Annotated in this window: 1 pseudogene; it reads right to left on the reverse strand. The window is 28.7% G+C overall.

The features are described from left to right. Positions 1–58 precede the first annotated feature (58 nt). Positions 59–628, reverse strand: a pseudogene (locus GQX97_RS13860) (sodium:glutamate symporter); the annotation flags it as partial.

Below are 628 nucleotides of genomic sequence, written 5' to 3' on the forward strand. Positions count from 1 at the left end.
CATAAAATCAATTAATAACAATCAAAATTGAGCAATAATTTAAATTAATTATATTTTTTTAATTATTAGCTCTTTTTTTGGAAGCAAAAAACACTATAAAACCAAACAACAAATATAAAGCAGAAGTAATTATTGCTGTAATTAAATTATCCATAGTAGAGCCAATAGCTAAAACAGTATTTAAAATAGGAACAACCAAAAGCCCAGTAACAGACATCAATGAAAAGCCTAAAGAAAACTCACTTAAAGCAGGACTTTTATAATCAGGGTCGCATATTTTAAGAAGCGTCATACCAGTGATAAGCACCCCTGTTAAAGTGCCCCAAGAGATTATAGCCCTCTCAAAAGTATAATCATCTTTAAATAATATTTTAGTAAAATAAAACACTATTAAATATGTAAATACAAATCCAAGCACGCACATAACTATTATTGGAGCCATATAAGTCATAACAGCCTTTATAGGTAAGCTTGTTATAGCAGATACTATAGCAAAGTCGCTTAAAGTACCCATTATTTTAGCCTTTACTTTAGAATCCACACACCAATATAATTTTAGTTTTTTTATAGCGAAGTTTAATGCAAACATTATTATCATAGCATAAGTCCAAACAGGCAAAACATTAAG

The organism is Brachyspira sp. SAP_772, from assembly GCF_009755885.1.
GTDB lineage: Bacteria > Spirochaetota > Brachyspiria > Brachyspirales > Brachyspiraceae > Brachyspira.